This window comes from Agromyces sp. S2-1-8, from assembly GCF_021129215.1.
Lineage (GTDB): Bacteria > Actinomycetota > Actinomycetes > Actinomycetales > Microbacteriaceae > Agromyces > Agromyces chromiiresistens.
The window spans coordinates 2,116,744-2,141,457 of record NZ_JAJOLP010000001.1 but is presented as its reverse complement, the minus strand read 5'-3'; the positions used below and the strand labels follow the sequence as shown (position 1 = coordinate 2,141,457).

General features: G+C 71.5%; 15 protein-coding genes. 7 read left to right on the top strand and 8 right to left on the bottom strand.

All coding sequences use genetic code 11. The annotated features are described in order from the left end of the window. The first annotated feature begins 63 nt into the window (after window positions 1-63). On the top strand, window positions 64-972 hold the full coding sequence (locus LR269_RS09725; RefSeq protein WP_231430580.1) for a DMT family transporter: 909 nt from the start codon (window positions 64-66) through the stop codon (window positions 970-972). After that, the gene (locus LR269_RS09720) at window positions 969-2,288 is read left to right on the top strand and encodes a nicotinate phosphoribosyltransferase (protein WP_231430579.1); all 1,320 of its coding nucleotides are present in this window, start codon (window positions 969-971) and stop codon (window positions 2,286-2,288) included. Before LR269_RS09725 ends, LR269_RS09720 begins: the two co-directional genes overlap by 4 nt. A 13-nt stretch (window positions 2,289-2,301) precedes the next feature. On the opposite strand, the gene LR269_RS09715 is transcribed toward LR269_RS09720, so the two are convergent. The 3 genes from LR269_RS09715 to LR269_RS09705 are packed head-to-tail and all read right to left on the bottom strand — an operon-like array spanning window position 2,302 to window position 5,372. Beyond that, window positions 2,302-2,589, bottom strand: coding sequence for a DUF3039 domain-containing protein (locus LR269_RS09715; RefSeq protein ID WP_231430578.1), 288 nt, complete (start codon window positions 2,587-2,589; stop codon window positions 2,302-2,304). A gap of 21 nt (window positions 2,590-2,610) precedes the next feature. Next, window positions 2,611-4,185 (bottom strand): hypothetical protein, encoded by a 1,575-nt coding sequence (locus tag LR269_RS09710; protein ID WP_231430577.1) that lies wholly within the window; start codon window positions 4,183-4,185, stop codon window positions 2,611-2,613. Then, the gene (locus tag LR269_RS09705) at window positions 4,161-5,372 is read right to left on the bottom strand and encodes an ATP-binding cassette domain-containing protein (RefSeq protein ID WP_308191640.1); all 1,212 of its coding nucleotides are present in this window, start codon (window positions 5,370-5,372) and stop codon (window positions 4,161-4,163) included. Before LR269_RS09705 ends, LR269_RS09710 begins: the two co-directional genes overlap by 25 nt. On the opposite strand from LR269_RS09705, the gene LR269_RS09700 reads away from it, so the two are divergent. Together LR269_RS09700 and LR269_RS09695 are read left to right on the top strand one after the other, a co-directional pair. Then, entirely contained in the window at window positions 5,356-5,943 is a 588-nt protein-coding gene (locus tag LR269_RS09700) for a hypothetical protein (RefSeq protein WP_231430575.1), read from the top strand. The two genes, LR269_RS09705 and LR269_RS09700, sit on opposite strands and share 17 nt — an antisense overlap. A gap of 231 nt (window positions 5,944-6,174) precedes the next feature. After that, on the top strand, window positions 6,175-6,867 hold the full coding sequence (locus LR269_RS09695; protein ID WP_231430574.1) for an NTP transferase domain-containing protein: 693 nt from the start codon (window positions 6,175-6,177) through the stop codon (window positions 6,865-6,867). Between the two features lie 70 nt (window positions 6,868-6,937). Here the strand turns inward: LR269_RS09695 and LR269_RS09690 are convergent, their stop codons facing one another. Continuing rightward, the gene (locus tag LR269_RS09690; protein WP_231430572.1) at window positions 6,938-7,477 is read right to left on the bottom strand and encodes an ECF transporter S component; all 540 of its coding nucleotides are present in this window, start codon (window positions 7,475-7,477) and stop codon (window positions 6,938-6,940) included. Window positions 7,478-7,564: 87 nt separating this feature from the next. Between LR269_RS09690 and LR269_RS09685 the strand changes: the two genes are divergently transcribed. Both LR269_RS09685 and LR269_RS09680 read left to right on the top strand, forming a co-directional pair. Further along, complete coding sequence (locus LR269_RS09685) at window positions 7,565-8,380, top strand: ABC transporter permease (protein ID WP_231430570.1); 816 nt, start codon at window positions 7,565-7,567, stop codon at window positions 8,378-8,380. Further along, window positions 8,380-9,168 carry an ABC transporter ATP-binding protein gene (locus LR269_RS09680; RefSeq protein WP_231430569.1) on the top strand — a complete coding sequence of 263 codons (789 nt, stop codon included), beginning with the start codon at window positions 8,380-8,382 and terminating at the stop codon, window positions 9,166-9,168. The genes LR269_RS09685 and LR269_RS09680 overlap by 1 nt, the downstream gene beginning before the upstream one ends. Before the next feature lie 66 nt (window positions 9,169-9,234). Here the strand turns inward: LR269_RS09680 and thrC are convergent, their stop codons facing one another. Both thrC and LR269_RS09670 read right to left on the bottom strand, forming a co-directional pair. After that, the gene (gene thrC, locus LR269_RS09675) at window positions 9,235-10,662 is read right to left on the bottom strand and encodes a threonine synthase (protein WP_231430568.1); all 1,428 of its coding nucleotides are present in this window, start codon (window positions 10,660-10,662) and stop codon (window positions 9,235-9,237) included. A gap of 128 nt (window positions 10,663-10,790) precedes the next feature. Beyond that, entirely contained in the window at window positions 10,791-20,834 is a 10,044-nt protein-coding gene (locus LR269_RS09670) for a calcium-binding protein (protein ID WP_231430567.1), read from the bottom strand. Between the two features lie 145 nt (window positions 20,835-20,979). Here LR269_RS09670 and LR269_RS09665 point away from each other — a divergent pair, with 145 nt between their 5' ends. Next, on the top strand, window positions 20,980-22,008 hold the full coding sequence (locus tag LR269_RS09665; protein ID WP_231430566.1) for a hypothetical protein: 1,029 nt from the start codon (window positions 20,980-20,982) through the stop codon (window positions 22,006-22,008). A 50-nt stretch (window positions 22,009-22,058) separates the two neighbouring features. Here LR269_RS09665 and LR269_RS09660 read toward each other — a convergent pair whose 3' ends face one another. Together LR269_RS09660 and LR269_RS09655 are read right to left on the bottom strand one after the other, a co-directional pair. Beyond that, on the bottom strand, window positions 22,059-22,652 hold the full coding sequence (locus LR269_RS09660) for a hypothetical protein (RefSeq protein ID WP_231430565.1): 594 nt from the start codon (window positions 22,650-22,652) through the stop codon (window positions 22,059-22,061). Window positions 22,653-22,792: 140 nt separating this feature from the next. Then, entirely contained in the window at window positions 22,793-24,103 is a 1,311-nt protein-coding gene (locus LR269_RS09655) for a CDP-glycerol glycerophosphotransferase family protein (protein WP_231430564.1), read from the bottom strand. Window positions 24,104-24,714: the final 611 nt, after the last annotated feature.

The following is a 24,714-nucleotide window of genomic DNA, read 5'->3' as shown; positions in this document are numbered from 1 at the left end:
CTAGCGTATCGATCGTCCGTGATTGCATTTCACTTCGAACACAATGCGACCTAGCGTCGAATCATGGAATCGACACGCGCGGCGAGCCTCGCCATGGTCGGCAGCGCGACCTCGGTCGCCGTCGGCGCCGCGATCGGCGCGACCGTCTTCCCGATCGTCGGGCCGGCCGGTGTCGTCGCCCTGCGCCAGGCGGTCGCCGCGATCGCGACGCTCGCCGTGGCCCGCCCCCGGCTCCGCGCGATCGGCTGGCGCCGCCTGCGCCCCGCCGTGCTGCTCGGCGCGGTGCTCGTCGTCATGAACCTCTCGCTCTACGCCTCGATCAGCCGGGTCGGCCTCGGCCTCGCGGTCACCCTCGAGTTCCTCGGCCCCCTCCCGGTCGCGCTCGTCGGTTCGCGCCGGCGGCTCGACCTCGCCTGCGCACTCGGAGCGGGGCTCGGCGTCGTGCTGCTCACCGGCACGGTCGCCGGCCTCGACCCGCTCGGCATCGCCTTCGGATTCGTCGCGGCGGGCGCCTGGGCGGCCTACATCGTCATCGGCCAGCGGGCCGCGCTCGCGCTGCCGGGCCTCACCGCGACCGCGGTCGCGAACACCACCGCCGCAGCGGCCACCTCGCCGCTCCTCGTGCTCGCGCTCATCGGGCTCGACCCGGCGGAGCTTCCGCGCGTGCTCCTCGTCGGGGTCGCGGTCGGCCTGCTCTGCTCGGCGCTCCCGTACGCGATCGACATGTGGGCACTGCGGCGCGTCTCGAGAGCCAGGTTCGGCGTGCTGCAGAGCCTGCACCCGGCCGCGGCGACGCTCTTCGGCTTCCTCATCCTCGGGCAGACGCTCACCGGATGGCAGCTCGCGGGCATCGCGCTCGTGATGCTGAGCAACGTCGTCGCGACCGCACGCCCCGCCGACGCATCCGGCCCGCCCGACGCCGCGTCGCCGCGACCGGGGTCGCGTCGGCTCCGGCTAGGCTCGGGGGCGTGACCGGCTCAGCTGCCCTCTTCACCGACCGCTACGAACTGACGATGGTCGATGCCGCCCTGCTCGACGGCACCGCCCACCGCGAGAGCCTCTTCGAGGCGTTCGCGAGACGCCTGCCCGACGGACGCCGCTACGGCGTCGTCGCCGGCACCGGGCGCCTGCTCGAACTCGTCCAGCGGTTCCATTTCGAAGACGCCGAGCTCGAGTGGCTGCGCGAACAGGAGATCGTGCGGCCCGCGACGCTCGACTGGCTCGCCGACTACCGGTTCACGGGCGACATCTGGGGGTATCGCGAGGGCGAGGCGTACTTCCCGGGCTCGCCGCTGCTCACCATCCAGGCGTCGTTCGCCGAGGCCGTCATGCTCGAGACCGTGGTGCTCTCGACGCTCAACTACGACTCCTCCATCGCGAGCGCCGCAGCACGCATGGTGTCGGTCGCACTCGGCCGACCGATCGCCGAGATGGGTTCACGTCGCACGAGCGAACGCTCGGCGATCGCCGCCGCGCGCGCCGCCTACATCGCCGGGTTCGACGCGACCTCGAACCTGGAGGCCGGCCGCACCTGGGGCATCCCGACGATGGGCACCGCGGCGCACGCCTTCACGCTCCTCCACGACAGCGAGGAAGACGCGTTCCGCGCCCAGGTGGCCGCATTCGGCCCGAAGACGACCCTCCTCGTCGACACGTACGACATCACCCGCGGCGTCGAGCTCGCCGTGCAGGTCGCCGGTCCCGAGCTCGGCGCGGTGCGCATCGACTCGGGCGACCTGCCGACGGTCGTCGCCGCGGTGCGCGAGCAGCTCGACGCGCTCGGGGCGGTCGATACGAAGATCACCGTGACGAGCGACCTCGACGAGTTCACGATCGCGGGGCTCTCGGGCGCACCGGTCGACTCGTACGGCGTCGGCACCGCCGTGGTCACCGGCTCGGGCTTTCCCGCCGCAGGCATGGTCTACAAGCTCGTCGCCCGCAAGGACGACGCGGGCGGATGGGTGCCGGTCGCGAAGGCCTCGACCCAGAAGGCGAGCGTGGGCGGACGCAAGAACGCCGCCCGCAGGCTCGACTCGACCCGTACCGCTCGCGAGGAGCTCGTGTTCGTGGGCGACGGGCCCGACGGCGAGGCCGAGTTCGAGGCGGGCGACCGGCTCCGCCCGCTCATGGTCCAGCTGGTCGCGAAGGGCGAGCCCGACCCGGCGCACCTCGGTCCGGCCGGCACGGCCGCTGCGCGGGCGCACCGCGCCGAGGTCATGCAGGAGCTGCCGATCGAGGCGTTCCGCCTCGGCCGCGGCGAGCCGGTGATCCCGACGAGCTACCGCTGAAGAAGGTGCGCGCCTACGAGCGACGCATCTTCTCGTAGATCTCCTTGCAGGTCGGGCACACCGGGAACTTCTCGGGGTCGCGACCCGGCGTCCACTTCTTGCCGCAGAGCGCCTTGACCGGCTTGCCGGTGAGCGCCGACTCGAGGATCTTCTCCTTCTGCACGTAGTGCGAGAAGCGCTCGTGGTCGCCCGGCTCGATGGCCTCGTCCTCGAGGAGCTTCTCGAGTTCGCGGTCGAGGACGTCGGTGCCGCCGCCCGGCTGGCCGGGGTCGGCGATGCTGGCGCGCACGCTGTGGATCATGACGAAGAGTCTACGCGCGGCTCAGGCGCGGATGGCCGCGGCGAGCGTCTCGGGGCCACGGGCGTCGAACACGCGTCCGCCCCACCACACGCCGATCGCGAGTGCGCCGAGCCCGAGGCCGACGCCGGCGGCGAACGCCGCCGCATGCCACGACGGGTCGACGAGCACGCCCATCGCGGCGAAGATCAGGGCCGGAGCCGCGATGAGGACGGAGGCGAGCATCGTGAGCGACTGCACGAGTGCCGTGAGCCCGCCCGTGGCCTGGGGCTGCTGGAACGGGCTGTCGCCCGGCTTCACCGCAGGATAGGGGAACCGCGCGGACGCGACCGAGCCGACTCCGAGCCCGGCGAGCAGCAGCGCGGTGCTCACGCCGAGCAGCGACGGCAGGAGGCGCCAGTCGTCGAGCACGAAGACGGTGACCGCGCTGCCGAGGCCGATCACGAGGACGCCTGCGAGGAGCACCGGCACCAGCCGGCCGAACCGGTCGGAGACCCCGCGCACCCCGGACACGACGTGCAGCCAGATCGCGGTCGAGTCGTACGCGGTGTCGTTGTGCAGGCTCCAGCCGAGGAACAGGCACATGAGCGGCACCGGGATGAGCCCGAGGTACTGGGTCGGCACGCCGGCGACACCGAGCGGCACCATCACGAGCACGGGCACGATCGGGATCATCACGACCGACACCCAGTAGCGGGCGTCGCGGAACCAGTACGTGAAGCTGCGGGCGGCGACGGCGCCCGTCGCGCCGTGCGGCATCCGATCGAACCAGCCGAGCCCGCGATAGCTCTTCGCCGAGGCCTCGCGGCCGGGCGTGACGAGCATCTTCGCGACGAGCGCCTGCCAGGCGAGCCAGACGGCGCCGAGCGTGGCCGCGGCGATGAGGAGTTCGAGCACGGCCGGACCCCACGCGCCGGCCGAGGCGTCGCCGGGCACCGCGAAGGCGGCGCCGAACGGCGTCCAGCCGAGGAGTCCGCCGAGGGTCGAGAGGATGCTCCGCCCCGAGTTCGCCCAGTCGAGGGTCGCGATCGCGACGATGATGGGCGAGAGCATGACGATGAGCAGCAGGCCGATGACGCCGAGCAGTTCGCGGGCGCGTCGCGTCGACAGCAGGAACGATGCGAGCGCGGTCGTCACCCGGGCCAGGAGCAGGCAGGTCGCGAACGCGAGCGCGGCGGAGATGAGCGCGAGCAGGGTCTCGGCGACACCGCGCGACCAGGTGACGACGGTGCCGAGCAGCACGATGCCGAGCACGAGCGCCGGGATGCCGACGAGCCCGGCGACCGCGAGGCTCAGCGCGAGCGTGCGGTCGGGCAGGCCGAAGAGCGCGAACTTGCGCGGGTCCATCGTGTCGTCGGTGCCGAACACGAGCGGGAACACGATGAACCCGACCATCGTCGCCGACCCGGCGATGACGAGCGCGTTGCGGATCGTCTCGACGTCGCCGACGACGCGCAGCGCGACGAGCGAGAGGAACAGGACGATCGCGAGCCCGAGCCCGTAGACGAGCCCGACGACGATGCCGACGACCTGCCAGGTGCTCCGTTTGAAGATGTTCGCCAGCAGGCGCAGTTTCAGTCCGAGAAACTGTGCAACCATTCCATGCCTTCCGCAGCCTTGCGCCCGCCCGCGAGCTCGACGAATCGGTCTTCGAGCGTCTGGCCGGCGCGCACCTCGTCGAGGGTGCCGGAGGCGAGCACGCGGCCCGAGACGATGATGGCCGCCGAGTCGCACACCCGCTCGATGAGATCCATGCCGTGGCTCGAGAGCACCACCGTGCCGCCGCCCGCGACGTACCGTTCGAGGATCTCGGTGAGGTTCGCGGCCGACACCGGGTCGACCGACTCGAAGGGCTCGTCGAGCACGAGCAGCCGGGGCGAGTGGATCAGCGCGCACGCGAGCGCGATCTTCTTCGTCATGCCGGCCGAGTAGTCGGCGACGAGCCGGTCGACCGCGTCGTCGAGCCCGAACGCGGAGATGAGGTCGGCGCTGCGATCGCGCACCGTGCGGTTGTCGAGCCCGCGGAGCACGCCCGAGTAGTAGAGCAGCTGGCTGCCGGTCAACCGATCGAACAGGCGCAGGCGGTCTGGCAGCACGCCGGTCACGCGCTTCGCGGCGCGCGGGTCGGCCCAGGCGTCGATGCCGTGGATGGCGACCGTGCCGGCGTCGGGCCGCAGCAGGCCCGTGACCATCGAGAGCGTCGTCGTCTTGCCCGCGCCGTTCGGCCCGACGATGCCGAAGAACGACCCCGCGCGCACCGAGAGGCTGATGCCGTCGACCGCCGTGTTCTCGCCGAAGCGCTTCACGAGGCCGGAGATCTCGAGCACGCGCGGCGCATCGACGGGCGGCGCCGGCCGCGCCACCCGGAGGGTGCGCTTCTTGCGCGGCGCCGTCGACTTCTTCGCGGGGATCACGGTCACGGCCTGGGCAGCGATGGTCGGTGCGGATGCCTCGGCGGCGGGTGCGTCGTCGAGCACGCCGTCGGCGCCGGGCGCCTCGGCGGGCGAGGTCTCGGCGAGTGCCGCCGAGCCGTCGGGGTCGACCGCGTCGGCAGGCGGCGTCGTGACGCCGGCGGCGGGCGCTTCGTCCGATTCGTGGACCAGCACCTCCGTCGCCGCGGTCGCCGCCGTCGCCGCCGTGCGCTTGCGTTCGGTGGTCGCCTCCAGGTCGAACGCCCCGTCCTTCGCCGGGGCCTCCGCGGGCTCGACGGCGGGGGCCGCGGCGTCGCCGCCCTTGCGCGGGCCGCGTTCGGCGGCGGTGGTCTCAGTGGTGAGCGAGGCCGCCACGCGCTGCGACTGGCGATGCGCCGACGCCGACGCGGCGGCGCGATTGCGCGTCTCGGCGGCGCTCGCGACGCTCGAGGACCGGGTGGCCCCCGTCGATCGCGCGGCCGCGCTCCGCGCCGAACTCGCCGAGGCCGACGCGGCGCGGGAGGCACCGCTGCGCTTCGATCCGGACGCCTCGGCCGTCGTGCTCGAGGGCGACTCGCCCTCGGCCGCCGCGGCTGCCGCGGCGGCAGCGGCGGCCTTGTTGGCCTTGCGCGTCGCTGCGGCCTTCTTCGCTGCCGCCGAACGTGCCGCCGAACGCTCGGCGGGCGTCATCGCCGCGGTCTTCGACGTCGCCGAGGCCGGCTTCGCGCCGCCCTCCTTCGAGCCGGCCGGCTTCGCAGCTGCACCCTTCTCGGAGCCCGCCTTCGAACCGGCCGATGAGCCGGCGCTCGTCGAGCGGGCGCCGGAGCCGCCGGTCGACCCGGTCGGGGCACCACCCTGCTCGGACGCCCCCGCACCGGTGCCTTCGACAGCTTCGTCGTCGTGGTCGGAACGCGAAACGGAAGTCACCAAGCCAACCTACCAATGACCGCCCGTCGAGCGCGCCCCCGCCCTCGGCGGCGCTTTCTGTGCATTGCCTGTGCGTCGTATCACGATCCGACTACGACCGTCCGGCCCGAATGGCCCGTTCGGCAGGCGCCCCGATAGTCTGTAGTCCGGCATAACGGCGTGTCCATATGTGAACTTCCGGATGAACTCCGGGCGAATTCCTCGGTTCGAGGCCGCCCGGTGGGGGCGTCCGACCACCGAAGGAGATGCAGTGACCACCCAGATCGTGATTCTCGCGGCCGGCATGGGGAGCCGACTCGGGCGATCCCTCCCCAAGCCGCTCACCGAACTCAGCGACGGCCGCACCATCATGCGCCAGCAGTTCGACAACATCGAGCACGCGTTCGGCGGCACCGCCGACGTGACGATCGTCGTCGGCTACAAGCTCGAGCACATCATCGAGGCGTTCCCGCAGGCGTCGTTCGTGTACAACGAGGAGTACGACCAGACGAACACCTCGAAGTCGCTCATGCGCGCCCTCGCCGCGTCGCAGCAGGGCGGCGTGCTGTGGATGAACGGCGACGTCGTGTTCGACCCGGCGATCCTCGACCGGGCCCTTCCGCTCATCGCGCGCGACCAGTCCTTCGTCACGGTGAACACCGCGAAGGTCTCCGACGAAGAGGTGAAGTACACGACGAGCGCCGAGGGCTACATCAAGGAGCTCTCGAAGACCGTCAAGGGCGGCCTCGGCGAAGCGGTCGGCATCAACTACATCTCGAGCCGCGACAAGGCCACGTTCCTCGCGCACCTGCAGCGCGTCGGCGACCAGGACTACTTCGAGCGCGGTCTCGAGCTCGCGATCGAGCACAACGGCCTCCTCGTCGAGCCGATGGACGTCTCCGACCTCTACGCGGTCGAGATCGACTTCGCCGAAGACCTGGAGCGTGCGAACCACTTCGTGTGACCTGCAGCACACAGCGCAATGACGAAGAGCGGATGCCTCGAGGCATCCGCTCTTCGTCGTTCAGGGCACGTCAGGCGAGGGTGCGCGCGACGCCCGCCCGTGACAGCGAGCGCGCGATCACACGACCGAGCCAGGTGAAGACCACGGGGCTCAGCGTGAACATCGCGAGGTAGAGCACCCAGAACCAGGGCGCGTAGTGCTCGGGGCCGAGCGCGACGAACGTTCCGGCCGCGAGCGCGAGCCCCGATCCGCCGGCCGCGGCGTAGAACAGCCACGGCGACCACGAGCGGTAGCGCGTGACGAAGAACGGGAGTTCGAGGAGCGCGCCGACGAGCAGGCCCGTGAGCAGGAACCGCCAGATCCACTGCGGCGCGAACGCGGCGCCAACGAGCCCCGCGATGAACCCCGTGAGGATGCCGACCCCCGGGCGCTTCAGCAGTGCGAGTGCGACGGCGCTCGGCAGGAAGTGCGAGCCGATCGTGATGCCGTAGAGCATGGGCGCGATGCCCGCGATGAGGCCGGCGAAGTAGCCGGCTCCCGCGGCGAACAGGCCGCCGCCGACGCCGATCGCGGCGCAGCTCAGAATGACGCGGGTGCTGGTGCGGTGCACGGGTGCGCGGCTCCTCTCGACCGGGCTCGGCAGGTCGCCACCCGTCCGCATCAAATCTACCCCGCCCGGGCATCTACGATGAGATGCGTGACGAGCACCGCACCGGTCGCCTACGGCGACGCCCATCCGCTCCAGCGGACGCCGTGGGCGCGGTACCGGCACGCGCTCTGGCTGCTCACGACGCGCGACCTCAAGGTGCGCTACTCGACCTCGGCGCTCGGCTACGTGTGGTCGGTGCTCGACCCGCTGCTCATGGCGGGCATCTACTACTTCGTGTTCACGATCGTGTTCCAGCGGCTGAGCGGCACCGAACCGTACATCGTGTTCCTGCTGTCGGCGCTCCTGCCGTGGATGTGGTTCAACGGAGCGGTGTCCGACTCGACGCGCGCGTTCCTGAAGGATGCGAAGCTCGTTCGGTCGACGATGATCCCCCGCACGATCTGGGTCAACCGCATCGTGCTCGCGAAGGGCATCGAGTTCCTGCTCGCGATCCCGGTGCTCGCGCTGTTCGCGATCGTGTTCGGCGCGACCGTCTCGTGGGAGCTCGTGCTCTTCCCGCTCGGGATCGCACTGCAGGCGCTGCTCACGGTCGCCGTGTGCCTCATCGTCGCGCCGCTCGTCGTGTTCTTCCGCGACCTCGAGCGCGCGGTGAAGCTCATCCTGCGGTTCCTGTTCTACGCGTCCCCGATCGTCTACGGCGTCTCGAACCTGCCGGCCGACCTGCGCCCGTGGGCCGCCTTCAACCCGCTGACCGGCATCTTCAGCCTCTACCGCGCCGGGTTCTTCCCGGGCGAGCTCGACTGGTTCGCGGTCGCGGTGTCGACCGGAATGTCGCTCGTGCTGCTCGCGCTCGGGCTGTGGGTGTTCCGTTCGTGCGAGCGTCAGGTGCTGAAGGAGATCTGATGACGGAAGCCACCACCGCCGTCTCCCCCGGCGCCGCCGCCCCGCCACCGCCGACCGCGATCCGCACGGAGGGCCTCGGCATCCGGTTCCGACGCAACCGCCGCGGCCGCCGTTCGTTCAAGGACCTGTTCGCCGGCAAGCGCCGCCGCAACCGGCCGGGCGAGTTCTGGGCGCTCCGCGACGTGTCGATCGAGGTGCGCCCCGGCGAGGCCATCGGCGTCGTCGGACGCAACGGCCAGGGCAAGTCGACGCTCCTGAAGCTCGTGGCGGGGGTCATGCTGCCCGACGAGGGCACGGTCGAGATCACGGGCGGCGTCGCGCCGCTCATCGAGATCACCGGCGGGTTCGTCGGCGAGCTCACGGTGCGCGACAACGTGTACCTGACCGCGGGCCTGCACGGCATGACGCGGGCGCAGATCGATGCGAAGTTCGACGAGGTCATCGGGTTCGCCGAGATCGGCGACTTCCTCGAAACGCCGTACAAGCACCTCTCGAGCGGCATGAAGGTGCGCATCGCCTTCGCGGTGATCTCGCAGCTCGAGGAGCCGATCCTGCTCGTCGACGAGGTGCTCGCCGTGGGCGACGCCGCGTTCCGCGAGAAGTGCTATCGGCGCATCGACGAGCTGCTCGCCGGCGGCCGCACCCTCTTCTTCGTCTCGCACAACGAGCGCGACCTGCGCCGGTTCTGCACGCGCGGTCTCTACCTCGACAAGGGCAGGCTCGCGCTCGACGCGCCCATCGACGAGGTGCTCGAGCAGTACAACAAGGACTACGGCACGAAGAAGTAGCGACGCTCGCGCGGTCGAGGAGCGCGCGACGGTGGGCCTTGTGCCTCGGGAGCCGTCTCGCAGAGCTCAGGCGAGTGCGTCGCGCTCGATGATCGCCCGGATCGCGGCGGCGTCGTTCGCCGTCTCGGTCACGACCTGCGGCGCGTCGAGGAGTTCGCGCAGGTGCTCGGGCACCTCGGGCGTCCGCCCGATCGCCTCCTCCACGATGTCGGGGAACTTGGCGGGCTTCGCGGTCTCGAGCACGAGCATCGGGATGCCTCGTTCGAGATTCCGACGCGCGACGGCGAGCCCGTCGGCCGTGTGGGGGTCGACGACCACGCCGTAGCGCTCGTGGGTCTCGCGGATCGCGGCGACCCGGTCGGCGTGCGTGCTCGAGCCGCTCACGAACCCGAACTCGCCGGCGAAGCGCTCGCGTTCTGCCGACAGGTCGAGCACGCCGTCGCGTTCGAGGCCAACCCAGGCCTCGCGGAGCCGCTCGGGGTCGCGCCCGAGCACCTCGAACACGAACCGCTCGAAGTTCGACGCGCGGGAGATGTCCATCGAGGGGCTCGACGTCGCGAGGGCCTCGACGCCGGCGCGCGGCCGGTACACGCCCGTGCGGAAGAACTCGTCGAGCACGTTGTTCTCGTTCGTCGCGAGCACGAGCCGGCGGATCGGCACGCCCATGCAGCGGGCGAGGTAGCCCGAGAAGATGTTGCCGAAGTTGCCCGACGGCACGGTGACGTCGATGCGTTGCGCAGCGCGCTCGGCCTCGGGCAGCGCATCGGTGACGCGCAGCCACGCCCAGACGTAGTAGACGACCTGCGCGCAGACGCGTGCGAAGTTGATCGAGTTGACCGCGCCGATGCGATAGCGCCGCTTGAACTCGGCATCGCCGGCGATCTGCTTCACGAGGTGCTGGCAGTCGTCGAAGTCGCCCGCGACGGCGATGTTGTGGATGTTCTCGTCGGTGAGCGAGTACATCTGTGCGCGCTGGAACCGGCTCATGCGCCCCTGCGGCGACAGCATGAACACCGCGATGCCGCGCTTGCCGCGCAGCGCGACCTCGGCGGCCGAGCCGGTGTCGCCCGACGTCGCGCCGAGGATGTTGAGGGTGGCGCCGTCGTGGGCGAGGGCGTACTCGAGCGCCTGCCCGAGGAACTGCATCGCCATGTCCTTGAAGGCGAGCGTCGGCCCCTCCGAGAGCCCCACGAGCGCGAGCTCGTCGTCGAGGCGCCGGATCGGCACGATCTCGTCGCGGTCGAACAACGCCGGGTCGTAGGCGGCGCGGCAGAGCCGTTCGAGGTCGTCGCGCGGGACGCCGTCGGCGTAGCGGCCGATCACCTCGATCGCGAGGCCGGCGTAGTCGAGCCCGCGCCACGCCTCGAGCTCGGCAGCCGACACCTGCGGCACCGTCTCGGGCACGACGAGACCCCCGTCGGGTGCGAGCCCCTCCACCAGGATCTCGGAGAACGGCGACGGCTGCATGCCGCCGCGGGTCGAGACGTACTTCACGGCGCTCCTCCGGGATCGGTGCGGAACTTCGATCGTATCGAGGATCGGCCGAGTGCGACGGCGGGTGACGCGGATGCCCCGAGCCGTCGACCGGCCCGAGGCATCCGTTCCCGCTCCGCCGTCCGTCGTCAGTCGGTGTCGCAGATGAAGTTCTCGAAGTGCCCGGGCGTCGACGAGAACGCCTTGCCCGAGTTGTCCTTCAGGTCCTTCGTGTAGACGATCGCCGCCTCGCGATACGCCGACCCGCTCGCGGACTGCACGTCGGCGAGGGTCGGTGCCCCGTCGAAGTCGGCGCGGGCGCCGGTCACGTAGGCGAGCTTCTCGAGCCCGAGCAGGTTGTTCGGGTCGAGCTTGCGCACGTTGTTCCATCCGCCGTAGGCCGCGTTGCAGGCCGTGTAGAGGTTGTACGCGCCGTTCCAGTCGAGCAGCTTGTCGCCGTCGTTCGGGCCGTTCGCCGAGACATCCGCCTGCAGCACGTCGCGGTCCCAGCCGCCGTACAGCCAGTCGGTGCCGTGGTGGTGCTGCCTGGTCTCCGCGCCGGCGTTCTCCGGCGCGGTGTCGGCGTACGCGGCGACCATCGTCTGCCACACGACCGGGTCGGTGCCCGGTCGCGGCTGGTAGTCGAGGACGTCGGCGCCCGCCTCGGCCGCGGACTGGCCGTGACCGCCGAACAGCACGTCGATCCACTCGCCGTCCTCGCCCGGGTCGTTGCGGCCCGGCAGGTCGGGGCTGCCGACCGTCGGGTCGCCGCGACCGCCCCACATCACGTCGGCGCCGTCGTCGCCGTACGCGTAGTCGCCGCCGGAGTCGCCGTTCATGAGGTCGGCGCCCTCTCCTCCGTGCAGCGAGTCGTGCCCGGGTCCGCCGCGCATGCGGTCGGCACCGCCGACTTCGTGCCCGTTCTTCTCGAGCACCGAACCGTCGCGGTCGTGCGTGAGCGAGGTGCCGCGGTAGAGCGGGTGCGCCTCGAAGGGATGGAGCACCGCGTCCTGCGCGCCCGAGTCGGGACCGCCGAGGTTGATGCCGGGAGGGCCCTGGCTGTTGTGCGTGAGGAGATCGGGATCGTCGCCGTCGCTGCCGTCGACCTCGACGAAGCGGGTCTGCACTCCGCCGCGGTCGCCCACCATCGCGTCTTCGCCGTCGCCGCCCCACATGGTGTCGTCGCCGAGCTCGCCGAACTGGTCGTCGTCGCCGTCCTCGCCGAACAGCCGGTCGTTGCCGTCCTGGCCCCATTGGCTGTCGTCGCCGTCGCCGGCGCCTGCGGAGATGAGCGGGTTCGTGCCGTTTCCGCCGAAGACGAGGTCGGCGCCCCAGACCCCGGCCGCCGCCGGCGCTCCGACGTCGTAGCGGGTGACGTCGCGTTCGATCACCGCGGAGCCGTCGTCGGGCGGGTCGTTGTCGGGGTATCGCTCCTCGTAGACCGCGTAGGCGGCGGCGTCGCCCTCGCCCTCGACCGTGCGGTCGAGCTCGCCGTTGTCGCCGAGCTGGAAGTCGGCTTCGCCGTCACCGAAGAGCCAGTCGCCCGTGTCGCGGTGGCCGGCGAGGTTCGATCCGCCGAACTGGTCGTCCTGCCCGTCGGCCTGCGCCGGGCCGACGAGGTCGGCGCCCGTGCTCGGGGAGCCGGGCAGGCCGGCCGGCACCGCCGGGAGCGCAGGCAGTACTCCGCCGACCTCGGGCGGCAGGGCGATCCCGCCGTACGCCGCGACCGGCCGGTCGCCGACGACGATGTCGGCGTCGCCGTTGCCGTGCTGGAAGTCGGCGCCGCCGTCGCCGAAGAGCGCGTCACCGCCGTCCTGGCCGAACTCGGCGTCGACGCCCGAGCCGCCGTTCAGCGTGTCGCGCCCGAACTCGCTCGGGAACGGCCCGTCGAGGTCGTGGTAGACGAGGCCGCGCCGCGTCTCGACGCCGAGCTGGCTCGTGACGTAGTGGAACTCCTCGGGCGCCGGGTCGTCGAGCTCGGGGCACGAGCTCGGGTCGAAGTCGACGCCGGGCACGTCGCGCACGACGCACGCGTTGTCACCGGCGAGCACGTCGGCGCCGCCGCCGCCCCAGAGCACGTCGCCCGTGTCGGGCTGGTCGGGGAACGACGAGCCGCCGATGACGTCGTCCTCGTCGGCGTTGCCCTCGAGCCAGTCGCCGTCCTGGTTGCCCTCCACCAGGTCGTCGTCGGCGTTGCCCTTGGCGAGGTCGTTGCCGCCCTCGCCGAAGATCCGGTCGTTCTCGTCGTTGCCGGCCATGAAGTCACCGCCCGAGACCTCGGCGAGGTCGGCTCCGGTCTTGCCGGTGTCGAGCAGGGTGACCTCGCGGAAGACCCCGCCCGTGACGGGATCGGTCTGCCAGGCGTTCGCGTCATCGGGGTCGGCGTGACGCGTCAGCACCGCGTTGTCCCCCGTCATGACGTCATCGGCGCCGTTGCCCTGCATCTCGACCTCGCCCTCGTCGAGCGCGTGGTCGAATCCGTCGGGGTCGGCGAGCGGGTTGACCGGCGACGATCCGCCGATCAGGTCGTCGGCGCCGTCGGTCGAGTCGTCGGCCGTGTGGTCGCTCTCCTCGTCGAAGCCGAAGATGCGGTCCTGCCCGCCGTTGCCCTCGAGGTGGTCGTCGTGCGATCCGCCGCGCAGGGTGTCGGTGCCGTGTCCGCCGAATCCGCGGTCGTCGCCGCCCGTCGGCCAGGGGGCGGCCGCCGTGTCGAAGTCGCCCCAGATCGCGTCGCCGCCGCCCACGGTGGGCGCCACGAGGCTCAGCTCCACGTCGGGCGAGCCCTGCGGGGTGCCGGGCTTCCAGCCGCCCGCGGGCGGCTCGATCTCGCGAGCCGGCGGCGCGATCGTCCCCTGGTCGCCGATGATGTCGTCGGGATCGGCACCGCCCACGAGGTGGTCGCCCGCGAGCTCGCCGAAGAGCTGGTCGTAGTCCTCGGCGCCGTAGAGCCGGTCGACGGCGTCCTGGCCGTGCAACTCATCGAGGCCCGTGCCGCCGTCGCCGATGTCGTCGCCGTAGGTGCCCACGACGAACGACGGCTCGAACGTCACGTCGTCGAGCGCGTCGAGCCCGGGATCGAACGCACCGTTGAACCCGCCGTCGACGTCGATCGAGACGTCGTCGCCGAACGTGCGGTCGTCGTCGGGCCCGCCGTACATGGTGTCGCCCGCATCGGCGCCCGCCGGGTCGTCGTGACCGCCGACGATGAGGTCGACGCCCTCCTGGCCGTGCAGCTGGTCGCTGCCTGCGTTGCCGATCACGACGTCGGCGCCGGGACCGCCGTAGCCGAAGTCGTCGTCGCCGTCGCCCCTGACCTCGTCGTCGCCGAGCTCACCGTAGAGGTGGTCGGCGCCGCCGTTGCCGTGCACCAGGTCACGACCCGCTCCGCCGTAGGCGTTGTCGGCGCCGCCCTCGCCGTAGACGCGGTCCTTGTCGGCACCGCCCGAGAGCGACGGGTCTCCGACGCCGACCGTCTCGCTCGGGTGCGCGACCCGTGCACCGGGCGCGCCGTCGATCGTCCCGTTGTCGCCGAGCACGAGGTCGTTGCCGTCGCCGCCGTCGGCCGTGTCGCCGCCCATGGTCGCGGCATCCGCGCCGTCGCCGTCGCCGATGAGCTCGTCGTTCCCGGCCTCACCGTTGATCGTGTCGGCGCCGGGTCCGCCCCACATCCGGTCGTCGTCGGGCCCGCCGTTCAGCGCGGGGTCGGCATCGGACTGGCCGTGCACCTCGTCGGCGCCGGCCTCGCCGTTGACCGCGTCGGCCCCGCGCCCGCCGTAGAGCAGGTCGGCGCCGTTCGACCCGTACAGCTTGTCTGCACCGTCTCCGCCCTGGAGCTGGTCGGCCGAGTCGTCGACACCGCTCGCGACGAGCCGGAAGCCGCCGTACAGTTCGTCGGGGGCGCCGCCGCCGAAGATCACGTCGGCTCCCGCTTCGCCCTCGATGCGGTCGACGCCATCGGTGCCGGGTGCCGCCGCGCCTTCGGCCTCGACGGTGTCGTCGTCGGGCGTCGCGTCGGGCGGGTCGTCGCCGAAGAGCCGGTCGCCGCCGCTGCCGCCGAGGAGCGTGTCGGCGTCTGCGCCGCCGATGATGAGGTCGCCCGCATCGATCTTGTTGGGCTTGTCCTGGGGCGGCGTCTGGCCCGGCGGCACCGACAGCTTGTCCTTGCCGCCGCGCAGGGTGTCGTTGCCGGCGTCGCCGCGGATCACGTCGGCCGCCAGCCCGGCGTCGATGTTGTCGTTGTCACCGCCGCCGCTCAGGGTGTCGACGCCCTCGCCGCCCGTGATCGTGTCGCGCCCGCTGCCCGTACCGTCGGAGTTGTCGCCGGCTGCGGTGTTGGTTCCGTCACCGAGGTTGATCGTGTCGGCCCCGTTGCCGCCGTTGACCGTGTCGTCGCCCGAGCCCGTGATGATGCGATCATCGCCGTCGCCGAGCGTCTGCGCGTCGACCGGTGCGCTGAACGCCCACTCGCCCGCCTCGGGCGGCTCGGCCTCGGGGTTGAGGTCGCCCGGCTTGGCGCCGGCGCCCGATCCGTTGAACAGGAACGAGTCGTTGCCGCCGAGCGCGTCGATGATGCGCACACCGGCGCCCTTCTCCGTCTCGGTGTAGCCGAATGCGCTGATGCTGAACTCGTACTCGCCGCCCTGCGGTTCGGCGCTCAGCTGATGCACCGTGAACGACTCGTTCTCGACGTCCTCGAACGCCCCGCGCACGTCGGCACGACCGCCGACGTTGAGCACGACCCAGCCGCCTTCGACGCTCGCGAGATCGGGTGTCTTCGCCTCGCACGACGACGAGAACTCGAACAGCGTCACCTCGGCGAGACGCCAGCTGTCGGAGTAGCAGAACGGGCAGGGCCCGAACTCGGCGTACACCTCGAGGAAGGCGATGAGCTTGCCCTCGATGTCGAACAGGCAGATCGGCGTCTTGAACTTCGCGACGATCTCATCGATGTGCATGCGCCCGTCGGCCTCGGGGCTGTCGTTGAGATTGAGCCCGAACGTCGCGGTGATGCCGCCCTTCACGCCGGCCTCGGCGATGAAGATGTCGAGCTTCGCGCCCGCGGTGATCGTGCCCGACACCGAGAACTCGGGGATGTCCTTGCCCTCCGCGTCGAGGTCGGTGAGATAGAGGCTCTGCAGGAAGGCCTCGCCGGCCTTCGTCGCCGCGTCGAGTGCGCTGTCGACCTCACCGCCGATGATCGACTCGGCGAGCATTCGCACACCGCGCGTCGAGACGCCGCCGCCGACCTGGGCGTTCACGTCGAGCGCGCCGCCGATCGTGATGTACAGCACGCCGAAGAACGGGCCGAAGCTCTGCGTGTACTCCATGTGCACGGCGAGCGGGTCGGGCCGCCACTCGACGACGGCGCAGTCCTTGCCGAGCAGGAGGCCCACGAGGCAGGTCGGGTCGTCGAACATCGGGAAGGAGAAGTCCGACTCCCCGGCCGGCGCACCCTTCTGCCGCAGCTTGTCGAAGTCGCCGGATGTGCCGCCGAGCGCGGTGCCGACCTGGGCCTCCGGGTCGCCCGTCATCGCGGCCGAGCCTTGCACGGCCTTGAGCTTCTGATCCTGCGTGAGCGGAGCGCCACGGGCGGTCTCGGGCGAGAGCTCGAGCTCGTCGACGAGGATGAACGGCGAACCGTTCGCGAGTCCTTCGATCATCTCGAGGAAGTCGAAGAGCTGGTCGATGTCTTCGAGCAGCGACACGTCGACGACGCCGAACGCCTTCGCGAGGGTGGCCATCGTCACCGGGTCTCCTCCGAAGTACTCGGAGAGGTCGCTGATCACGGGGATCGGCGAGAACAGGAACTCCCGCACGGGCTTCGTGGGAGCGAGGATCGGGTCGAGTGTCTTCAGCACCGAGCCGAAGAGCTTGGTGAACATCTCGCCCGGCGCGACGCCGATGTTGCGCAGTTCGAGCTCGAGGTCGCCCGCGCCGGTGCCGTCGAACTCCCAGGTGAGCCCGAACTCGGCGGTGAAGGTCGGCAGCGTCGTGTTGACGTTGCCGCCGTCGGCGATGCCGGTGTCGATGTCGAGGTCGAGTGCGATGCCGCCGTCGATGCGCGGCTCGGTGAGCAGGCCGCCGATGTCGCCCGAGAGGAACGACGAGATCGGGATGACGCTCGTGCAGTGCGCTCCACCGGTGACGCCGTTCCCGTACGTGGCCGGGTCGAGGTCCTCGCAGCCGTCGGCCTCGAGCCCGAGTTGTGCCATCAGACGTGCGCCGCTCGGCTGGTTCGGGTCGGTGCTGCGGTCTTCGGCCTGCATTCCGATGAAGCCGATGCGCCCGGTGATGGGTACCCCGGCGGTGAGGTTCGCCCCGACGTTCACCCGGATCTCCTCGAGGGCGTCCGCTCCCTCTGGAGTGGCCTCGCCCGTGCCGGGCACGGGGTTGTCGAGCAGGTAGAACCCGTCGTCGCGCGAGACGCCGAAGCCGAGCTCGACGGTCCAGCCGGCGCTCGCGGTGACCTTGCCGGTGAGCGAGAGCGGCAGGCCCGGCAGCCCGAGGTCGAGTGGGATCTCGCTCACGCCCGGGCACGCCGCGGCATCGCCGACGGGGCAGCCGCCCGTCAGGTCGCGTGCGCCCTGCCCGAGTTCGAGCTCGAACCTCAGGTCGACGAGGTACATCAGCGACTCGGTGCCGTCGCAGAGCTCGTCGCTGCCGCTGTCGTTGCAGATGGCGACGACGCGGATGTCGGTGGCGCTCGGGTCGTCCCCGGCGTCGCCGGGGAACACGCCGACGGCCTGGTAGTCGCTGTCGCGCAGTACCCCGGCTGCGATGAGCTTCTGCGCGAGCACGTCGCGGATCCCGCCCGCGCCGTACACCGCCGCGTTCACGTCGGAGTCGGGCAGGCCCGGGATCTGCGGGTCGTCGAGGAACGCCTTCACGTCTCCGAGTCCGTCGGCGAGTGCGGTGAGGTCTTCGCCGACGACCGGGAGATCGCCGCCGGCCTTGCTCGCGTCGATCGCGAGGCCGAGGATCTTGCTGATCGACTTCAGTCCGTCGCCGAAGCTGTCGAAGCTGAAGCTCGCGGCGTCGAGCACGCTGGCGAGAGCCGCGGGCGCATCGACCTCCAGGTCCGTGAGGCCGCTGGACGGGTCGGCGGGGTCGCCGTACCTGACCGTGAGGTAGTCGTCCGCAGTCGGTGCGGTCGCCGGCGCGCCGCTCGGAAGCTCGGGGCCGGAACCGAGGTCGACGAGCACCGGCAGTGCAGCGCACGCGAACTTGCCCTCGACGGGCGCCTGTCCCGGGGCGGCGCACGTGTACTTGCCGCCCTCGGCGGGCGAGGTCACGCCGGCCGTGAAGTCGCCGTCGAAGAACGCGTCGAGTTCGCGAGGCTCCTCGGCCGGGTCTCCCGGCTGGGGTGCATTCGTGCGCTCGAGCGCGAATCGCACGCCGACCGCGATGCGACCGGTCTTGTTCGTCGCGTCGCCGAGTTGCGCCGAGAACGGCCCGAGGTGCACGCCGAGCTGCACCGACCCGGGCGGCTGCTCGGTGACCTCGGCCTTCACGCTCACCCGGCTCGAGTCGAGCAGGCGCGGAGGTGCTGCGGCGGCATCCTCATCGAGACCGACGACGAGCCCGAGGGCGAGCTTCGCCTCGAGGACGGCGTGCAGCGTGCCTTCGCCCTCGGTGCCCGCGATCGAGGGAAGCTCCGCATTCACGAACGACATCGGCACCTCGGCCTCGACCGACTTCGTGCCGTCGAACGCCGCGATCAGCGCGGGCTCGATCGCGCCGCCGTCGTCGAGGTCGCGCAGACGGAACTCGACCCCGAGGCCGAGCGCGTCTTCGAGGCCCTTCTCGAGCTTGGCGAGGTCGGTCGGCAGCAGCCCGCCGCGGAACTCGTTGTACTTGTCGCGGAGGCCGGTGACCTCCCGCAGGATGCTCTCGACGCCACGGTTCAGGAACGGCACCGTATCGCCGCCGACCACGCTGTCGACGGCGTCGAGCCGGTCGACCACGGCGCCGATGCCGTCGAGCGCGCGGCCGAGCAGCACGTCGGGCTCGGACGTGTCGATGTTCAGCGCCGCGAGCAGGGTCATCTCGTCGTTGCCGAGCACGACCGTCTGCCCCGGCTGGTCGAACGCGGGGCCGTCGACCGTGAACGTGCCGGGTGCCTCGGTCAGGTGCTGGGCGGCATCGAAACCGTGCCCGACGACCGTGTAGTCCGCGTCGATGAGGCCGCGCCGTACGGCCGCGGCGACCGGGTAGACGGCGGGCTCGCCGTCGTGCTCGTAGAGCCCGGCGAGCAGGTCGACGATGCGCGGCGTGGCGGTCTCGCCGGAAGCCGGGTCGACGTCGGCGCCGGTCGTCGGCGAGGTGCCGTCCTGCAGCAGCTTCCAGGTGCCGCCGATCGCCGCCGGCACGATGCCGAGCTGGCCCTCGCCGTGCACCGCGGCCTCGGCCTGCTCGGTGATGGTGAGCTCGGCGCCATCGATGAGCTCGGTGCCGAACCGCTCGTAGACCATCGGCGACTCGAACTCGACGACGGCGGTTGCGGCGTCGTCGGCTGCGGGCTCGGCCTCGTCGAGGTCGATGAGGATCGGCAGGTCGATGTCGTACGCGACGTCCGTCTCGACGGTCTCGGGGTCGCCGCTCGCCGAGACGCCGCGCAGGCCGGTCGTGTCGAGCAGTTGGTCGCCGAAGGCGGCCTGCCCGGGCGGCGGGGTGTCGTCGGTCGGCTGGTCCTCGAGCACCGGCGGCACGTCGGGCTGATCGTCGAGTGCGTGGTGCACGACGAAGTCGAGCCGCACCTCGGCGGCGTCGCGGTCGTAGACGGGCGTGATGGTGGCGGGTGCACCGGGGATGTCGCTCTCGATGCGGTCGGCGAGGTCGCCGACCGTCGAGATGCCGACATCGATCACGGGCTGGGGATCGGCCGGGTCGGGGTCGGGGTCGGGTTGGACGTCGATGAGATCCTCGGCGAGCTTCGCGAACTCGCCGCCGAGGTCGTAGAGCTCGCTCAGCGTGCCGCTCGCGAGCGGCAGAGGGGCGTCGACGTTGGTGTGTCGCTGCAGCGCCCGCAACAGGGTGCCGTACTGGATGATGCCCGAGACGAGGTCGACCGGCCCCAGGCGGGTGAAGGCCTCGAACGCGGCGAGATCCCCGTCGCTCGCGACGAGCTCGGCGAGCGGTTCGGGGACCTGCGCGAGGTCGGCGTCCATGGTCAGCGAGGGCGCCGGGTCGGACGACAGCCCGAGCAGCGACGACCCGAAGCGGATGTCGGCCGTCGCGGTGCCGGCGAGCTCGAACGTCGTGAGCTGGTCGGCCGGCACGGTGAGCTCGCCCGGCGTCTGCTCCCCACCCTCGAACGCCGGCGGCTCGAACATCGCGAGCCGGCCGTCGCCGTTGACGTCGTCGATCGTGCCCGACCATTCGGCGGAGACGTCGACGGAGCTGTCGTCGAGGATCTCGACGTCGCCCACGCCGATCGCGGCCGCGCCCCCGGGGAAGGCGAACGCGTCGTCGCCGGCGAGTTCGGCGGTGACCTCGACGGTGGGCTCGCCCGACGCGGTGTCGAGCCAGAAGCGCAGCCCCTGCGGGTCGGTGCGGACCGTTCCCGTGAACTCGAACGCGATCTCGTACGGAGCGGGGTCGGCCTCCGCGGTCACGAGGCGCAGCGGCTCGCCCCCGGGGCCGTCGGGGTCGACGATCGCGATGGGCGAGTCGACGGTGCGCGAAGCGCGGATCGCGAGGTCGAAGCCACGCGTGTCCCCCGAGTCGACGAGGTTCGACGTCGTCAGCTCGAGCTGCGTCCCCGCGACGTCGGCGTCGAGTCCGTCGACGCCGGCCATGAAGTCGGCGGTCGTGGCCTGCTGCGCGAGGCCGAGGAGCGCCGTCTTCACGCCGACGATGAACGTGTTCGTCAGCTGCAGCGCCGCGCCGGGGCGGACGACCGCGACACCCGGTGCCGTGTCGGCGAGCGGCAGCGGAGCCGCGAGCGGGCCCACGTCCTCGTAGTCGCCGAGCGCGACCTCGGCGAGCGCCGCGATGCCCGCACGGAGCTGGGCGACATCGGCGGAGTCGGTCACGGGGTCGGCGTAGGCGACCTGCGCGCCGGTCAGGGCGAGCGCCCAGGCGCCGACGACGGCGATCGCCCGGAACGGCCATCGCCGACCGTCCTGGCGGCGCCGTCGGATCACGCCTTCGGCCTGCGTGTACGAACGGTTCGGGACGTTCTTGGCGCGCATGAGACTCCCCCAAGTCGATGCCGGCACAGTGCACGCCGTCTGCGTATGCACCCGTCGCCCGTTGTACTCCTCCGGAGAACGCGCTGACAAGAGAAACCCTCACTTTGGGGGGCAAAATCAGTCGGGGCGATCTAGGATCGACGGCATGGCCGAGCCGGTGCACACGATCACGTCGATGGACTCCGGTGCGCCTCGCGAGCACTCCGGGCACGCCGACGAGCACTCCGGGCACGCGAACGCCGATGGGCGGCCGTCAGCTGCACCGACCGTCGATGGGGGACGTGCCCATGGCGTCGAGCATGCGATCGATCGTGCGCTCGCCATCCAGCGACCGGTCGTCGTCGCGCACCTCCGGAGCATCCGCCGGCGAGCCCCCGGCGCGACGCCCGATCAGCTCGTCCGCATCCTCGAGCGCCGCTACCTCACGGCCGTGACGACCGGCGGCGCCGCCGTTGGTGCGACCGCGGTGATCCCGGGCATCAGCACCGGCATCACGCTCGCCCTGTCGGGGGTCGAGACCGCCGGCTTCCTCGAGGCCACGGCCCTGTTCGCCCAGTCGGTCACCGAGGTGCACGGCATCCCGCTGGAGAATCCCGAACGCGCGCGTGCGCTCGTGATGACCCTCATGCTCGGCGATGAGGGCAGTGATCTCGTCCGCCAGTTCGCGGGCCAGGTGACCGGCTCCGGCGTCGCACGCAGCGCGTACTGGGGCGAGCTCATCACGAACAGCCTGCCGAAGGCGGTGATGGGCACGGTCGTCGACCAGTTGCGCCGCACGTTCATGAGGCAGTTCGCCGTGCGCGGCGGCGCGGGGATCATCGGCAAGGCGATCCCGTTCGGCATCGGCGCCGCGATCGGCGGCGTCGGCAACCACATGCTCGGCCGCAAGGTGCTCGCCCAGTCGCGGCTCGCGTTCGGGCAGGCGCCCGCACTGCTGCCGTCCGAGCTCGAGCCCGTCGGCGACGACGCGGCCGTCGTGGCGGCGGGCCGGCGAGTCGCTCGTGCTGCCGGCGTCGTCGGCGGCGCGGTCGGGCGGGCGGCGATGCGGCCGTTCGCGCAGATCGCAGCTCGACGCGCGACCGCGGAGACCGATGCCCGCGACACCGCAGATGCCCGTGACACGCCGACCGCAGATGCTGGCGGCGGCGGCGAAGCGGCCGCGCCTCCGGCCTGACCGGGGCCGGGCCTCCGGCCTGACCGGGGCCGGGCCTCGAGCGCAGCCCCCTATCCCAGTTCCACTCCGAGCAGCCCCGCGAGTTCCCGCGCCTCGACGTCGAGCACGTCTTCGGCCTTGCCGGCGTCGCGGCGCACCCGGTAGCGCCCGGCGAGGGCCGCGATGCGGTCGTCGACGTCGTGCTCGGGGTCGCGCTCGACGCAGCGCAGCGCGATCACGAACCAGCGCTCCGCGAGCTCGAGCTCGTCGGCCAGCTCGAACACCTCGGCGACGTCGAGCAACCGCCACCAGTCGTCGAGCCGGGCGGCGCGCAGCCGGTCGGCCTCGGCGATCGCCGCGTCGCGCTCACCGAGATCGAGCAGGATCGACACGAGCGTTCCGCCCGCCTCGCCCGGTTCGACATCGGATGCCTCGGCGGCACGCCGCGCGACCGCGAGTGCGCGATCGAGCTCACCGGCCGCTTCGAGGTGCTCGGCCGCGATGAACAGCAGCTGCGCGCGCCGCACTCCGTCGCCGAGCACGAACCCGTCGCCCTCGACCGCCCATCGCTCGAGCAGCTCGGCCTGCGCCGTGTGATGGCCCGGGCCGTCGGAGACCCGGAGCTCGAGGTCGTCGAGGTCGGCTTCGGTGATGAGCTGCGCCATGACGTCAGTGTAGGTCGACTTCGGAGGGACGCGACGGGTTTCGAGACGCGTCACCGCTTCGCGTCGACGCTCCTCGACCAGCGGGCGTGGTCGTGGCCTGGAGACGGCGCTGCGCGCCTACTCGACCGGCGAGCAGGGTGTCACCCGAGCTCGGCCTCGTCGCCCGCGCCCGATTCGGCCGCCTCGCCCTCGACGTCGTGATCGTCGACCTCTCCGTCAGCGGCGTGCAGCGCCGCGAAGCGCTCCCACTCGGCCATCAGGTGGTCGATCGCCGCATGGAACCTGGCGGTCGTCACCCCCGGCGTCGTGTCGCCGAAGTAGCGTTCGACCCAGAACTTCAGGCGCTCGAGCGCCTGCTCGTCGTGCGCCACCTCGTCGACGCGTTCGACCATGGCCGAGGCATCCCCGGCGTCGAGCCACTCGCACGCCTGCAGGTAGCCGCCCGTGTCGATCTGCGCGGCCGGGTTCGCCGGGCGCGTGATGAGCAGCGGCTTTCCGGCGGCGAGGCGGTCGTAGACCATCGCCGAGATGTCGACGATCGCGACGTCGGCGGCCGCGAGCTGCCAGCCGAGCTTCGGCCCGTCGTCGAACACGTGCTGCGCGGTGGGGTCGGCGGCGTTCGCCTGCTCGAGCGCGGCGATGATGCGCTTGTTCGCGGCGGCGTACTGCTCGTCGAGCACTCCCGAACGCGGGTGCGGGCGGTAGATGACCCGGTGCCGCCCGGTGGCGAGCAAGCCCTCGACGAGGGTGACGCCGTGCGACGCGATCGAGCCGTATGCGGCGGCCGCGCGGTCGCCCTCCCAGGTCGGCGCGTAGAGCACGACCTCGCGCTCGTCGGGCGTGTACGGCAACGGGCTGCCGTCGAGGTAGTGGTCGGCCTGCGGGCGCCCGATGGGGATCGCCCGCTTGTCGAAGTCGTAGTCCCACAGCACCTTGTCGAGCCGCGCGCGAGCCGCGTCGCCCGCGATCAGGGCGTAGTCGTACGCCTTGAACTGGTTCGTGGTCATGTACATCTTGTCGGACTCGCCGTGGTTGATGAACACGTGCCAGCGGCGCCCGTAGCGCATCATCTGGAAGTTCTTCGCGTTCTGGTTCACGTAGAGGATGACGTGCAGGTCCTGCTCATGGATGACCCGCTCGAGGTCGGCGACGCGACGCACGTACGCGACCGGCAGCGGCGACTCGTCGAGGAGCTTCAGCGCCGCGCCCGAGGCTCGGCTGAGGATCAGCACCGGATGCGTCTCGGCGAGCTCGGCGAGCGGGGCGTACCACTGGCGCAGCTGGTAGAGGTTGACCTTGCCGTCGGCGAAGTACACGCCGACGCGGTAGCGGTGCGGCTCGAGCGGCGGCCGGTCGGCGAGCTTCGCCTTGAGCGACCGCTGCGCCCGCCGCGACCACATGATGTCTTTCGCGAGCTTCACGGCGCGACGCGCGTCTTTCCTCAATCCCACCGTCCAAGGGTAGCGAGCCCCGGCTGGGCGGATGCCTCGTGGCGGATGCGCGGCCGAGACCGAGAGCCGATCGTTACGGCGGCCGGTGGTCAGTCTCAACAGCCCGGACCCGAGGGGTTCGCCTTGCAAGCACCGATCGTGAGCACCGTGTCGACCTCACTCGCGAGCGACCTGGTACCCCGCGACCGCGAGAACGCCCGAGATCGGGCCGCCACCCCGAATCGCCGAACCGATACTCCGCCGACAACACCGCCTCGAGGGTCACCGTGTGCTCAGTACGCTCGGCAGAGACAGAGCCGGTGCGGGTCGGGCTGAACTGGTTGGCGTCGAGGTCGGCCCGCCTCGCACCCGTCGACGCACTCTCCACCACTCCGCCGTCGCTGTGGGTCCGCCGGAAGGCGTGCGATGAGCGGGTCATCCACAGAGTGGCGGCGGCGTCGGGTGCGGCAAGTTGCAGGACTCTGCGGTCGGCACCCCGCGTTGGGCGCCTGCCGACCCGATCGTCCTGCGTTCGTCGAGTCGACGCGGCAGCTGCGGTCGTCCGCGCGGCGGCACCGGTGGCAAGCTGCAGGACTGTTCGGCGGGCACCGTGCATGAAGAGCCGGCTCGAC